Consider the following 13,750-nt stretch of genomic DNA (forward strand, 5'->3'; position numbering starts at 1 on the left):
TGGCTATTTCTTCACGCGAACGGTCTTCGTCGAGCGCGTTTCGAGAGTCATCTCGTCCGCGTCGGCGACCTTCGCCTTGAGTCGCACAGTACCGGTCGCCGTATCGACGACGTCCACCACCTTCGCAAGGAGTTTCGCAGTCTCCTCGTTCCCCGAGGCGGCGGCCAGCTGTACCGCGCGGCCCAGCTTCGCGGTGGCTCCACCGGTATCGCCCGACTTGCGCGCATCGAGGCCCTGTTGAATGGCTTGCGCCAGTTCCGCCTGGCCTGTGTAGTGCGCCACCTGCGGATGGATCGGTGTGGAAGCGGCCACATCATCCGTCCACAGAGCCCGTACGAGGGCCTGTGACAGGGGCCGCTGCGGGTCCGGCGCGGGGTCGCCGTCCGGTGCGGAAACGATCAACGAGATCCGGCCGGCCAGCATTTCCCGGCCGATTCCGGCGGCCGGCACCCGGAGGCAGAGGTGGTAGTCGCGGGACTCGTCGCCCCAGGAGCCGGTCGGATAGTCCGCCGACCGCGGGCCGGACTCCAGGCGCCGGCCGGTCAAGTCCTCCACGGTCGGTGCCACTTGCCTGACGAAGACGGTCTCGGCGCCCAGCGGCGTCCACAGCCGTAAGCCGACACCGCCGACCGCCTTGCCCATCGCCGCCGCCATCATCCGCGTGAAGTCGGCGGTCAGACCGGCCGGATCGGCCACGATGTCGGCGGTGCCCAGCAGCGCCGAGGCGATCCCGGTGACCTCCTTGACCTCCCAGTCCGTGCCGACCCCGCGGGCGTCACAGGTGAACGACCCGGCGCAGGCGTCCAGGGCGGCCCGCAGCTCCCCCGGCGACTCGTGCTCGTTGCGGCCGTCGGTGAGCAGGAGGGTGTGCCGGACGCCGGTCCCGGCGGAGGACAGCAGCCGGCCGGCCAGCCGCAGCCAGCCGCCGATCGCCGTCCCGCCGCCCGCGGTCAGCGTGCGCAGTGCCTCCTTCGCCTGCGCGCGGGTGGCCGCCCCGGCCACCGCCAGCCGGCCGTCGCCGGGGTAGACCTCGACGGCCCGGTGGGTACCGGCCACCACGGCGAAGCCGACCCCGTCGCGTACGGCGTCGAGGGCGGCGGCCGTCGCCTCCCGGGCGCCGCGCAGCTTCGCCGGCGGATGGTCCATCGACCCGGAGCAGTCCACCACGATCACCACGCCGCCGTCCGGACCGCCGGCCCGCGTGCCCGGCACCGGCCGGCCCCCGGTCGTGCCGCCACCGGTCGCGGTGACCGTGACGACGGCGTGCACCTCCCTGCCGCCCTCGGGGAGATAGGGGTTCTGGTACACCTCGGCGGAGAAACGCGGCACCCGGGACTTGGCGAAGTTGGCCATCCGTTCCGCTCCTTGAGACGCCGTAACCGGTCGGTCGGTACACGTGGTGCGTCGTACATGGCGCAGGGCGCGCGGCGCGGCGTACGGGGCGGGGGCGCGCCGTGCCGCGCACCCCCGCCCGTCCGCCTCGGCGGTGCGCCGGTCAGGCCGGGGCCGCCTGCCCCGACGGCGCGGGGAACGGCACCAGCGCCACGGTGACGTTGTCGTGCCCGCCGCCGTCGAGCGCATGGGTGACCAGCGTGCGGGCGCCGTTCAGCGGTCGGTCGGGGGCGTCGTACGGCAGCGCGGCGGCCATCTGCTCGGCGGACTCGGCGTAGTTCCACAGCCCGTCGGTGCACACCACCACGACACCCGGCCCGTCCGGCTTGAACGTCGCGGTGTGCGGCTCGACCTCGTAGGCGTCCGCGCCGAGCCAGCCCGTGATGGCGTGCGCCCGCTCGTCGGCGTTCGCCTCGGCCTCGGACATCAGGTTGTTGGCGACCATCTGGGCGGCCCAGGAGTCGTCCTCGGTGAGCCGGGCGGGCGGCGCCGTACGGTCGTTGGGAATCCAGTAGGCGCGGCTGTCGCCGACCCAGCCGACGGTCAGCAGGCCGCCGCCGACCACCGCACCGACGAAGGTGCAGGCCGGGGCGTTCTGCTGACGGTGCTCGTCATGGGCCAGGGCCGGGTCGGCGGCGAGTGCGTCGACCGCCGAGGAGGCCGCCAGGATGGCGTCGTGCATGGCCTGCGCGGGGTGCGTACCGCGCGGCAGGGACGTCCGCAGCGCCTCTCCGGCGGCCTCGGACGCCGCCGAGGACGCCTCGTCGGGACGGGTCGCCGAGGAGACACCGTCGCAGACCACGGCCACCACGGCGGGGGTGCCGTCGGGCAGCGCGGCGGCGCGCAGCGCGAAGAAGTCCTCGTTGCGGTGGTGCCGGTGGCCCCGGTCGCTGACCGCCGCGATGCCACCCAGCTCGCCCTCCATGTGGTCGCGGGGGCGGGGCCGGGCGTGACCGCAGTGCGCGCAGTAGCCGTCGGCGTCCACCGCCCCGGACCGGCAGGCGGTGCAGACCGGGGTGCCGCCGCCGGACGGGTCGGCGGCAACGGCCGTACCGGACGGGCCGTCCGCGGCGGCGGGCGAGGTCTCCGCCGCGGGCTGCGCGGCGGGCGCCCCGGCCCCGGCGGCCGCGTCGGCGACCGCCTCGTATCCGGCGACGCGCGGGTCGGCGGGCGGCGGGGTGTCGGTCAGCGGCGGGTGGCCCGGCACCGGCGGCGCCCCGGCGTCCCCGTACGGGAGACGGGCCTGCGGGTCCGGGGGCGGCGGCCCGGCGGGCACCCCCGCACGGCCGGCCGGTGCGGGAGCCGCCGGCGGCGCGGCGGGCATCGGAGGCGGGGGCGGCGGGGGCGGTACGGCGGCGGCCCCGGGCGCGGGCGGTGCGCCGTACGCCGACGGTGCGGCCGGCGCCAGGAGTTCGGCGCCGCACCGCCCGCAGAATTTGTCCCCCGCGTCGAGCGGTTCGTCACAGCCCGGACACCGGGACGGCCCAGTCACACCCATGTCACACCCACGTCCTGGGGCGGAAGCGGTTGGCCCGTTCCACCAGTTCGATCCTTTTCTCGCCACGCTGTGCCAGCCGCGCCAGCAGACGGTACGACAGCTCCAGGCCGAAGCGCAGGCCGCGCTCCTCCAGCGGGCTGCCGAGCAGCGTCGGCTGCCCGTGCGCGTCCGCCGTGCCGTCCGGCCCGGCACCGTGGCTACCGGAGAGTACCCAGTCCAGGGCGCTGCCCAGTACCTCGGTGGTGAGCTGTTCCCGGCGCTCGGTGTCCAGACCGAAGTCCGCGAGTGCCTCGACCTGTTCGGCGGCCGCCCGCAGGTCCGGCAGCAGCGGGTCGCGGGGCGGCCGCTCCCGCAGCCGGGCGCGGACCGCGGCGATCCGTGCCGCGATGTAGTGGATGGACGACTGCGGCACGGACTCCAGGGCGGCGACCGCGCCGGACCGGTCGCCGGTCGCCAGCCGCACCCGGGCCAGCCCGAACGCGGCGCCCACATAGCTGCGGTCGGTCGCCCACACCAGGCGGTAGTACTCCAGCGCGTTGTCCCACTGGCCCAGCAACTCGGCGCAGACGCCCAGGGCCAGCTTCGGTGCCGGTTCGCCGGGGAAGGCGTCGTAGACCGCGTCGAAGGCCAGTGCGGCGCCCTCCCGGTCGTCGGCCGTCAGCGACATCAGTCCGCGGTGCCACACCACCCGCCAGTCCGTGTTCCGCCCCGCGGCGGACCAGGGCCCTGCGGGCTCCGCCGGGAGCGATTCCAGCACCTCCCGTGCCGCCGCACCGTCCCCCGCCTCCAGACGGGCGCGCAGCTCCCGCAGCCGCAGCTCCAGGGAGTCGGACGGCGCGGCGCGCAGGGCACCCAGCAGCTCGGCGGTCCCGGCGGCCGGCAGCCCGGCCAGCAGCCCGGCGTTCGGGTCGCCCGGGTCCACCCGCGGCACCGGCAGCGCGAGGGCGGCGCCGGCGACGTCCAGGGGGCGCAGCCGCGGACCGCCGGACACCGGCGCCGCCGTCCGGTCCGGCGCCGCCCCGCGCGCCCCCAGCAGCGAACTGTCGCCGTCCGCCGCGGGCACCAACTCCGTGTCGGTCACCCGGGGTTCCGGCCCGAACAGGGTCGACAGCGCGGGCCGCGGCGCGCCCGTCTGGAGCGCCACCACCTCCCGCAGTACCCCGGTCAGCTGCTCGGCCATCTCCTCCGCGGAGGCGAACCGGCGCTCCCGGTCCGGGTCCGTGGCGCGCACCAGCAGCCGGTAGAAGGACTCGTAGGCGCGGAACACCTCGATGTTGTCCGGGTCGGGCAGCGAGTCCGCGAAGATGTTCGTGTAGCCCTGGAAGTCGAAGGTGAGGACGGCGAGGGTGCGCGCGACGGTGTAGAGGTCGGAGGAGACCGACGGGCCCAGCGCGGCGATCTCCGGCGCCTGGTAGCCGATCGTGCCGTAGATCGGGCTCACCCGGTCGTCCATCCTGCGCACCGCGCCCATGTCGATCAGCTTGAGCTGGTCGTGCTGCTGGATGGCGTTGTCGACCTTGAAGTCGCAGTAGAGGTAGCCGCGGCTGTGGAGATGGCCGAGCGCCTCCAGCGCCTCCAGGCCGTAGGCGCAGGCCTGTTCGACGGGCAGCGGATCGCGCCGGCCCAGCGGGGTGCGCCGGTCGTTGGCGAGGTCCTTGAGCGACCTGCCGCCGACGTACTCCATGACGATGTAGCCGTCGCGGCTGCCCGTCGTCCGGTCGAGGTGCTCCACGAAGTTGTAGATCCGCACGATGTTGGCGTGCTCGATCTCGGCGAGGAAGCGCCGCTCGGACACCGCCACCGCCAGCGCCTCCTCGTCGCCGGTGTCCAGCAGCCCCTTGAGCACCACCCACCGGTCGGCGACCGCATGGTCCGTCGCCAGATAGATCCAGCCCAGCCCGCCGTGCGCCAGACAGCCCACGACCTCGTACTGGTCGTGCACCATGTCACCGGGCCGCAGCTTCGGCACGAAGCTGTACGGATGGCCGCACTTGGCGCAGAACCCTTCCGTACGGCCCGGCTCCTCGCCGCGCGCCCGGCCCACCGGCGCCGCGCAGTCCGCCCGGCTGCAGAACCGCTTGCGCTCCGGGACCTCCGGGTGCGCCAGCACCGCCGTCCGCGGATCGGGCCGCGGCACCTCGGGCACTGTCACCAGCCCCGCGCCCAGCCGCCCGCGCGACGGCCCGGAGACGGCGCCGCTGCCCGAGCCGCGCACCGACACCGCCGAGACCCCACGGGTCCGGGCCCCGCCGGACCCCGCCCGCGACAGCCGCCCGGACACCGACCGCCGCGACGCCGACGGGCGGGCCGACGGCACACCGCCGCCGGACCCCGGTCCGGACGGCGCGCCGCCTCCCGGCTCCGGAGCGGGGGACGGCACCGTCAGCAGCGCCCCGGCCGCCTCCCGCGCTGCCGTGACCTCCGCCGACGCCCGGTCCGTCAGCCCCGTGGGAGGCGAGGACAGCAGCCCGCCCGGTGAGACCACCGGCGCCAGGCCGCACACGTCGCAGTACCGCTCACCGCCGCCGACGTCCTCGTAGCCGCCCGCGCAGTCCCGCCGCTGGCAGCGCTCGCCGGCCCGTTCCGTCACGATTCCCCCTGTCCCTCCGGCTGCTGCGGAACCAACGCCTCCGCCGTGGCCTGCTGGTAGCGCCACACCGCCTGCTCGGCCGCCCGCAGATCACACGGCGCGCTCCACAGCATCCGGCGCGCCAGGTCGTACCGCTCCGTCAGCAGCGGGTCCTCCGCCATGCCGTGGCGCGCGACCTTCGCCCGGTAGGCGTCCAGCCGCCCGCGCAGCTCGGCGCGCACCGCGAGCGGCGCGGTCACCGCGGTCAACGACTCGCGGGCCCGGTGGAGTTCCTCCTCCGCGCGCTCCTCCAGGCTGTCCAGCAGCGGGGAGAGCCGGTGCCACTGGGACCGCCTGCGGTAGCCGGCCGCCGCCGCCAACTGCTCGTGCAGCGCCGTCGACGGGCCGCTGACCGCCGGGACCTCCGACGCGGCGATCTTCGCCAGCACCTCGCCGCGGGCCTGCCGCGCCTCGGTCAGCGTGCGGTCCGCCCGCGACAGCACGTCCCGCAGCTGCATCAGCCGCCGCTCCGCGTCCTGCCGCACGTCCAGGACGGCCGCCACCTCCCGCCGGATGTCCTCCAGGGCGCGGGCCGCACGGTCGTAGCGCCCGGTGTCCGGCCGCCCCCCGCCCGGCGCCGAACTCCCCGTCGACGACGACACCCAGAACGCCAGCGGGTCGGCGATCACCCGCGCCCGCAGCAGCGACAGCTCCTCCGTGATCCGCTCCAGGTCGTCACCCGCCGGGTGCTCCCCGGGCCGCACCCCCACCGAATGCGCCAGCGAACGTGTCCGCTGCAACTCGGCCGACAGCAGGTCTATCCGGGCCGGCAGCGCCGACCAGACGGTGTCGGCGGCCACGATCACGTCCAGCGACCGCGCGTAGAGCCCGTTGATCCGTTCGACGAGTCCCTCCAGGCTGAACCGCTTGCCCGGTTCACCCGGTTCACCCGGTACGGCCGGGCCGGGCGGGCCGTCCTCCGGGGCGCCGTCCGCCGCTTCCGGCACCGTCACCCCCTCGCCGTGCAGCAGCTCGGTCAGCTCCGCAAGCTCCGCGACGGACGGCCAGCGGCCCCGTTCCCGCAGCTCACGCGCCGACTCCAGGGCGGCCGTGTACGCGTCGAACAGCGTCCACAGGACCGTGATCGAACGCTCCGCCTCGGCCCAGCGTTCCTTGGTGGTGCCGGACAGTTCGGCGCCCTCCAGCAGCCGGCGTCCCGCGTGGTCCTGCAGGGCGAGCAGTGACGTCTCGATCGCCTCGTACTCGGCACCGAGCCGTGCCAGGGCACGATCCGCCTCCTCCCGGTCCAGCACCGGGGCATCGGGCCTCCCCGGAGAGCCGGGGCAGGGTCCAGGGACCCCCATCGATCACCTCTCCAATACGCGTACGCTGCACGGCGATTGCTGCGACCCGGTAGCCGCTGCGGTCCGTTCCTCCCGTTTCCTCCTCCATAGTGACCTCATCCGGCCGCTCCATGGGGCGATCGGTCGCACACCGCTCCTTGGAGCGATCAGTCGCGGTACTCCGGCGACGGCGGCCCCGATATGCCCGGCAGATCCGCCTCCAGCCACTTGCGGTACGCCCGCATCCAGGGGCTGTCCGCGCCCCCGTCGCCCCGGTAGTCGTCCAGGACCTTGTTGACCCGCCGCACCAGATCCGTGTCGTCCCTGTTCATCGCCACGCCGTACGGCTCGTCCGTGAACGGCCGGCCCTTCAGCTCCACCGACGGGTCCTGCGCCGCCTGCGCCGCGGCCAGCGCGTTGTCCGTGACCACCGCGTCCGCCTCGCCCAGCTGGAGCCGCACCAGACAGTCGAGCTGGTTGGGCACCGTCAGCACCCGCGCACCGTGCCGCCGCGCCGCCAGCTCGCTCTCACCCGTCGAACCCGCCGCCGTGCACACCCGCCTGCCCCGCAGCGAGTCGTCGAACGCTGTGACCTTCGATGCCTTCGGGGCCAGCACCTGCTGCCCCGCCTGGAAGTACGCCGTGGAGAACGCCACCTGTTCCTTGCGCGCACAGTTGATCGTCATGGTCCGCACCACCATGTCGACCGTGCGCTGCTGCAGCGCCGGTATCCGCAGGCTGGTCGGCACCGCTTTGAAGACCACCTTGGGGTGCGGCCCCAGGATGTCCTCGGCGACCGCCCACACCAGGTCGATGTCGAAGCCCTCCAGTTCGCCGGTCGCCGGATTGCGGTAGCCCCACCGGTAGGTGTTCTGGTCGACGCCCACTATCAGCTGGCCCCGCTGCTTGATACGCGACACCGCAGCGCCGTCCTTCGACGACGGCCGCAGACTCTCCGCGGCGTTCCGCTCCGTGCAGCGCGCGGCGGCGGGCCCCGCCCCCGGCCCGAACGCCCGGTGCGTCACCGCCGGCGCGGCCGCGGCACCACGGCCGGGTCCGTCCGCCGCCGCGTCCCCGCCCAGCGCCGGCACCAGCACCGCCGCGGCCGCCGCCATCGCGCACATCCCCGCCCCGACCGGCGTCAGGACGGCCCGCAGATTCAGCAGCCCTCGCGCTCGCATCCCCAAGTCCCCCTCATCCGGTCTCCTCACCGGTACTCCGCCAGCCTGCGTCCGATCCCCAATACGGTGCCCAGCGCCGCCAGCCCCGCCAGCACCCCGGCCCCCACCGGCAGCCCGCGCAGCGCCGCCCGCCCGCCGTCCGCCGCCGACCGGAACTCCGCCTGCTCGTGCACCAGCGCCTGTTGCAGCCCGGCGGCCACCTCGTCGAAGGACTCCCCGGTGGAGCCTTTCGCGCCGATCACCCCGGCCAGCGCCCGGTCGTAGTCCCCCCTGTCGTCCGCCGCCCGCGCCTGTGCGTGCCGCGCCTGCCACTGCCGCACCCGCGCCAGCGCCGCCCGCACCGGGCGCCGCCCCGCCTCGTCGTCCGCGAGGGTCAGCGCCGCCCCCAGCCGGCTCCCTGCCGCCGCCGCACCGGAATCGCCCGCGCCCGCCAGGTCCTTCATCCCGGCGCGGAAACCGGCCTCGTAGTAGTCCTCCCGCCCGTCGGTCAGCACCGCGCCCCGTGCCACCAGCGTCAGATTCTCGTCCCCCCGCGCCCGCAGTGCGTCGATCCGGGCCTCGTTGAGCACCCGCAACGACCGCGCACCGTGCTCGTACGACCCGGTCAGCCCGCCCCGCGCCACCGCATGTCCCGCCACCAGCCACACCAGCACCACCACGGACGCGGTCGTCGCCGCCAACAGGCCCCGGTTGAAGACCCGGTTGGTCCGACGGTAGTGCCGCCGCTGGGCCCACCCCAGCGCACCCAGTGCCATCACCCCCGCCGCCAGCGCCCACCACGGCCACGCCTGCGCCGTGGCGTAGTCCGCGGCCAGCCGGTCCGTCTCCGCGTCGTACAACGCGCGGGCGGCGGGGAGGAGTTCCGTCCGCATCCGCTCGTGCGCGTAGCGCAGATACGCGCCGCCCAGCGGCAGCCCCTGCCGGTTGTTGGCCCGCGCCGTCTCCACCAGCCCCGTGTAGCGCGGCAGTCCGCCGTTGAGCTTGGCGATCTGCGCGCCCGCCCCGTCCGAACCCGCGCTGTTCGCCGACGCCTTGACCAGCAGCGCGGAGGCCGTCGCGATGTCGGCGGCATACCGGTCGCGGGTCTCCCGGCTCTCCTCGCCGCCGGCCAGGAAGCCCGCCGCCGCGGTCGTGTCGGCATCCGCCAGCGAACGGTAGATGCTCGCCGCGTCCGCGGTCAGCGGCTGGCTGTGTTCCACCACGTCGTCCGCGGCCGCCGCCCGGTCCGAGACCTGCCAGGCCGTGACCGCGCCGAACAGCACCACCAGCAGGGCCAGTACGGCACCGATCACCCGCAGCCGGCCCGGCTCGGTCGTCGCCGCGGCCCGCAGCTCGTCCACTCCCTCGGCCCAGGCCGTCCGGCGCCCCGCGGCGGGCGGGGACACGCTGCTGGTCGACACGGAACCTCCCCCTGGGGCGCTGACGGCGGGACCGGCCCCTGCCGCACAGCGCCGGGAGCGCTCACGAGAGGGACTGGTGCATGGGCAGCAGTATGTCCGCAGCCACTGACGGCCACACCGCGATTGCCCCGATCTTGTTCGGATCGCGATCCCCGCACGGGGCCACCGCCTCCCCGCGCCCCGCACTAGAGTGGGCGGAGAGTCATCAGACATCTGGTGTTCCCCGGACCCGGATGCCGCGCCGAAGGGGAGTGGTCCCGTGCAGTCCGTCCGCAAGGGCCGGGTGTCGCTCGTGGAGACCGCGACCGACGAGATCCGCGGCCAGATCGTGAACGGCACCTGGCCGGTGGGCAGCCGCATCCCGCCCGAGAGCGCGCTGTCCGAAACCCTCGGCGTCAGCCGCGCCTCGGTCCGTGAGGCCGTCCGCTCCCTGGTGCACTCCGGCCTCCTGGAGCCCCGGCAGGGCGACGGCACCTTCGTGATCTCCGACGACGACAGTGCGGTCGCCCTCCGCCGCCGCCTGGAACGCGCCGAACTCAGCCATGTCACCCAGGTCCGCCAGGGCCTCGACGTGGTCGCCGCCCGCCAGGCCGCGACCCACCGCACGGACGCCCAGCTCGCGGGCATCGAGGCCGCGCTGGCCCGCCGCAAGGCCGCCCTCGCCGCGCACGACGGCGAGGCGTTCACCGCCGCCGACGCCGAGTTCCACGTCCTGGTCGCGGAGGCGAGCGACAACCCCGTCCTCGCCGACATCTACCGCTCCCTGAGCGCGGCCCTGCGCGAGGAACTCCGCCGCGCCGCCTGCCTGGACACCGCCACCGCGGCCCCCGACGACCCGCACGCCCGCCTGACCGACGCCCTCCGCGCCCAGGACCCGCAGGCCGCCGTGGACGCGGCCGTCCTCCTCCTCGCCGGCCACGTACGGGACCTCGCCCTCCCGCTCGACGCCTGACGCCCGCGCGCGGACCACCTCCCCACGCCCCCCACTTCACCCCCACGCGCCGCTGTCCCGCCCACCCTCCTCCGACTACGCTGAGTGACGAAGGTTGATCCGCGTCCCAGCATCCGGCACGGGCCCGCCCGCGCCGCCGCATCGGAGGAGCCGCCATGCGCCGCCTGAAGAACCTCTTCGCTACCCTCACCGCCACCCCTGCCGCCGACACCGGCCCCACCTCGGACAACTCCCCTACGGCCAGCGGATTCCTGACCATCGGCAGCACGACCTATATCGACCCGCACGGCAGCTATCCCCTCGCCCCCCGCCTGGACGGCTCCGCGACCTTGATCATCAACGAGACGGACCGCTACATCACGGTGGTGACGGAAAGCGACCATCGCGATCCGCCCGTCCGCCTGTTCAGGGCCCGCCGCGACACCGTTCCGGGGCGCGTCGGTGAACGGGACCGGCGCTGCGGACCGGGCGATGCCGATGCCCGTACTTCGAGCGACGGCCACGCACCGGCTCACCCCCGACCATCGGCTCACCACCGACCACCGGCCCACCACCGACCACCGGGCCGCCCTCCCGCCCGGGACCTCGTCCTCGCGCCGGGGGAGCGCGTGGAGACCTGGCGGGGGGACAGCGTGCGGGTGGGGTGAGGGCCTCCGATCCTTCTGCGGGCCCTACTTCCAAGCGCTCCTCGCCCGCTCGTAAGCCCCCGGTCCCGCTCCTGCGCAGTCCAAGGCGGAGAGGGCGGCGCCCAATACCGGTGGGGCGGTGAGGACGCGTGGGACCGCCTGGGGTGCGCGTTCGGCGAGGAGTTGGGTGAGGTGGTCGTGGAGGAGTGTGTGGTGGGCGGAGAGGATGCCGCCGCCGAGGATGACGGGGGTGGGTTCGTCGAGGAGGGCGAGGCGTTCCAGGGCGACGTGGGCCAAGAGGGCGATCTCCTCCGCCTGGCGGGTCACGAGGGCCCGGGCGATGCGGTCGCCGGAGGCCGCGACGGCGAAGAGAACCGGGGGGAGTTCATGGCGGCGGTGGCCGGGGATGTCGTGCAGGTGGAGGGCCTCGACCAGGTCCCGCATGGTGGTCAGGCCGAAGTGGGCGGGCAGCGCGCGGGCCAGCTCGGTGGGTGCGCCGCGACCGTCCTCGGCGCGGGCCGCATACCAGAGCGCCTCGTCCGCGAGGTGCGAACCGCCGCCCCAGTCACCGGAGATCCGGCCGAGGGACGGGAAGCGCGCGGTGGCCCCGTCGCGTCCGAGGCCGACGCAGTTGATACCGGCCCCGCACACCACGGCGACCCCCACCGGCTCCCCGTCGTCCGGCAGCCCGGCCCGCAGTACGGCGAAGGTGTCGTTGCGGACGTGCACCGTACGCGCCCAACCCCGGCCCGCGAGTTCGGCGGTCAGCCGCTCCTCCTCGACGGGGAAGTCGGCATTGGCGAGGAAGGCGGCGAGGTGGTCGACGGGGCCGTGGGCGGGGCCGTGGGCGAGGCTGTCGGTGGGGCCGGCCGGCCCGGCCTGCGCCAGGACCGAGGCCACCAGCGGGGCCAGGGCGTCGACCGCCGGCCCGGAACCCACCGCCGGCGGGCGGAAGCCGCCGCCCCGCGCCGTCGCGAGCACGCTGCCGTCCGAGGACACCAGCGCCACATCGGTCTTGCTGTTGCCCGCGTCGATGGCGAGCGCCCTGCCGGTGCGGGCGGCTGCCGCGCCGGTCAGGCCCACGTCAGATGCTCCCGGTTGTGCGCGATCAGCTTGTCGGTGAGCCGGTCCGCCTGGTCGAACTGGCCGATGAGGGGGTGGGCGAGGAGGGCGGAGAAGACGGCGCCGCGGCCTACGGTCCGGCTGGTGTCACGGGAGTGGGTGCCCAGGAGCGCGGCCTCCAGGGCGAGTTGTTCGTAGGCGGTGACGTGGGCGACCAGCCCGGCGTACCGGGGTTCCAGGGGGCGTACGGGGAGGGGTGCGGCGCCCTTCGCGTCCACGGTCGCGGGGACCTCGATCACCGCGTCGTCGGGGAGGAAGGGGAGGGTGCCGTGGTTGAGGGTGTTGACGACCTGGGTGTCGCCGGTGTCGCTCAGGAGAGACGAGGTCAGCGCCACCGCGGCCTCCGAGTAGTAGGCGCCGCCGCGCCGGGACAGCAGCTCCGGCTTCTCGTCCAGCGCCGGATCGCCGTACAGGGTGAGCAGCTGCCGTTCGAGGGCGGCGACCTCCGCGGCGCGGGACGGCTTGTCGCGCAACTCCCGTACGACGGCGTCGTGTCGGTAGTAGTAGCGCAGGTAGTAGGAGGGGATGGCGCCGAGGTGGTCGAGGAGGGTGCGGGGCATCCGCAGGGTGCCGGCGAGGGTGTCACCGTGGGCCGCCAGCAGCTCGGGGAGGACGTCCTCGCCCGCGACGCGTACGGACCGTTCCCAGGTGAGGTGGTTGAGGCCGATGTGCTCCAGCTCGACCTGCGCGGGCGCCACGCCCAGCAGGGCGGCGAACGTGCGCTGGAAGCCGATGGCGACGTTGCACAGTCCGACGGCCCGGTGGCCGTGGGTGAGCAGGGCCCGGGTGACGATGCCGACGGGGTTGGTGAAGTCCACGATCCACGCCGCGGGGTTGCGGCGGCGGACCCGTTCGGCGATGTCGAGGACGACGGGGACGGTGCGCAGCGCCTTGGCGAGGCCGCCCGCGCCGGTCGTCTCCTGGCCGACGCAGCCGCACTCCAGCGGCCAGGTCTCGTCCTGATGGCGGGCAGCCTGGCCGCCGATGCGCAGTTGCAGCAGGACGGCGTCGGCGCCGTCGACCCCCGCGTCCAGGTCGCCGGTCCAGGTGATCCGGTCCGGGTGCCCCTGCCGGGCGAAGATGCGCCGGGCCAGTCCGCCCACCAGCTCCAGCCGCTCCGTGTCGGGGTCGATGAGGACGAGCTCCTCCAGCGGCAGCAGCTCCCGCAACCGCGCGAAGCCGTCGATGAGTTCGGGGGTGTAGGTCGAGCCGCCGCCGACCACGGCGAGCTTGATGCGGGGGCGCGGGGTGGGTTCCTGGGAAGACGGCATACGGGTCAGCCCTTCACTCCGGTGAGCGCGGCGCCTTCGACGAAGGCCTTCGGAACGAGCGAGGTGGCACCGGCCGGCCGGCGCCACGGTAAGCCGGATTCTGTCCGTACGGGCGGCAGGGCGGACTCCAACTGCGGGCCCCTGCACGGACTCCCTGCGCGGGGTCGTCCCTACCCAGGGCCCCAACCCCGGACTCCCCGCACGGGCTCCCGTCGCGGACGTCCCTGCGGGGCCTGCCTTCCAGGCCGGCTCGGGCAGTTGAGACCTGCCACTCCCAACCCTCCCTCAACGCTGCCCCGGCACCCGACCACACGACCTGCAGCATGCCCCGTGAAACCGGTGACGGCCACCGGGCGTCCCCAGCGACCAGCGACCAGCGACCAGCGACCAGCGACC

Annotated in this window: 10 protein-coding genes; 2 read left to right on the forward strand and 8 right to left on the reverse strand. The window is 74.9% G+C overall.

The genetic code is table 11. From position 1 onward, the window contains the following. Nucleotides 1-3: 3 nt before the first annotated feature. The 6 genes from ACGFN2_RS22560 to ACGFN2_RS22585 all read right to left on the reverse strand — a co-directional run bounded on the left by ACGFN2_RS22560 (nt 4) and on the right by ACGFN2_RS22585 (nt 9,383). Complete coding sequence (locus ACGFN2_RS22560; RefSeq protein WP_362612094.1) at nt 4-1,353, reverse strand: VWA domain-containing protein; 1,350 nt, start codon at nt 1,351-1,353, stop codon at nt 4-6. A gap of 142 nt (nt 1,354-1,495) precedes the next feature. Further along, complete coding sequence (locus ACGFN2_RS22565) at nt 1,496-2,890, reverse strand: protein phosphatase 2C domain-containing protein (protein WP_393363152.1); 1,395 nt, start codon at nt 2,888-2,890, stop codon at nt 1,496-1,498. 1 nt (nt 2,891) lies between these two features. Then, a complete protein-coding gene (locus ACGFN2_RS22570; protein WP_393363155.1) occupies nt 2,892-5,480 on the reverse strand; it encodes a tetratricopeptide repeat protein in 2,589 nt (862 codons plus the stop codon). Beyond that, nucleotides 5,477-6,823 (reverse strand): hypothetical protein, encoded by a 1,347-nt coding sequence (locus tag ACGFN2_RS22575; RefSeq protein ID WP_393363157.1) that lies wholly within the window; start codon nt 6,821-6,823, stop codon nt 5,477-5,479. Before ACGFN2_RS22575 ends, ACGFN2_RS22570 begins: the two co-directional genes overlap by 4 nt. 146 nt (nt 6,824-6,969) lie before the next feature. Beyond that, nucleotides 6,970-7,983, reverse strand: coding sequence for a glutamate ABC transporter substrate-binding protein (locus tag ACGFN2_RS22580; protein ID WP_393363160.1), 1,014 nt, complete (start codon nt 7,981-7,983; stop codon nt 6,970-6,972). 26 nt (nt 7,984-8,009) lie between these two features. Further along, nucleotides 8,010-9,383, reverse strand: a complete 1,374-nt coding sequence (locus ACGFN2_RS22585) for a hypothetical protein (RefSeq protein WP_393363163.1) — start codon at nt 9,381-9,383, stop codon at nt 8,010-8,012. Nucleotides 9,384-9,642: 259 nt separating this feature from the next. Between ACGFN2_RS22585 and ACGFN2_RS22590 the strand changes: the two genes are divergently transcribed. Continuing rightward, on the forward strand, nt 9,643-10,335 hold the full coding sequence (locus ACGFN2_RS22590; protein ID WP_393363166.1) for a FadR/GntR family transcriptional regulator: 693 nt from the start codon (nt 9,643-9,645) through the stop codon (nt 10,333-10,335). A gap of 155 nt (nt 10,336-10,490) precedes the next feature. Then, nucleotides 10,491-10,982 (forward strand): hypothetical protein, encoded by a 492-nt coding sequence (locus tag ACGFN2_RS22595; RefSeq protein WP_362611747.1) that lies wholly within the window; start codon nt 10,491-10,493, stop codon nt 10,980-10,982. Nucleotides 10,983-11,006: 24 nt separating this feature from the next. On the opposite strand, the gene ACGFN2_RS22600 is transcribed toward ACGFN2_RS22595, so the two are convergent. Continuing rightward, nucleotides 11,007-12,044 carry an N-acetylglucosamine kinase gene (locus ACGFN2_RS22600; protein ID WP_393363169.1) on the reverse strand — a complete coding sequence of 346 codons (1,038 nt, stop codon included), beginning with the start codon at nt 12,042-12,044 and terminating at the stop codon, nt 11,007-11,009. After that, nucleotides 12,035-13,318: a 6-phospho-beta-glucosidase gene (locus tag ACGFN2_RS22605; RefSeq protein ID WP_393363306.1), complete on the reverse strand. Its 1,284-nt coding sequence runs from the start codon at nt 13,316-13,318 to the stop codon at nt 12,035-12,037. Before ACGFN2_RS22605 ends, ACGFN2_RS22600 begins: the two co-directional genes overlap by 10 nt. Nucleotides 13,319-13,750: the final 432 nt, after the last annotated feature.

It is taken from the genome of Streptomyces sp. NPDC048612, assembly GCF_043199295.1.
GTDB lineage: Bacteria > Actinomycetota > Actinomycetes > Streptomycetales > Streptomycetaceae > Streptomyces.